The organism is Janthinobacterium sp. Mn2066 (assembly GCF_049319705.1).
In the GTDB taxonomy this organism is placed as follows: Bacteria; Pseudomonadota; Gammaproteobacteria; order Burkholderiales; family Burkholderiaceae_D; genus Janthinobacterium.
In genome coordinates, this window is sequence record NZ_JBMOUF010000061.1 from 1 (window position 1) to 230 (window position 230).

Consider the following 230-nt stretch of genomic DNA (forward strand, 5'->3'; position numbering starts at 1 on the left):
CGATGCGCAATGCGCCGAGAAGCGAGGAGAGATTTGCACTTTGGACTTCGACATCCTCTTTGACTCGCAGGACCCAAACGTAAGTGAATTGACGGTCCAGGATGCACCAAGCCCCGGTGTGCTTGCGTGCTTCAAGGTCGCTGATGGAACGCGCAAGTGTCTGTCGTTCGTCGGCTCCAACGTCCACGGAGCGCCTCGGATCGCTGACATTGTTTACCCGGGGCAGCGGT

Annotated in this window: 1 protein-coding gene; it reads left to right on the forward strand. The window is 58.3% G+C overall.

Annotated features, from left to right (window positions below; all coding sequences use genetic code 11):
- Nucleotides 1–40 precede the first annotated feature (40 nt).
- On the forward strand, nucleotides 41–230 hold a 190-nt coding region (locus ACL9RI_RS27750), incomplete at its 3' end, for a hypothetical protein (protein WP_422729657.1).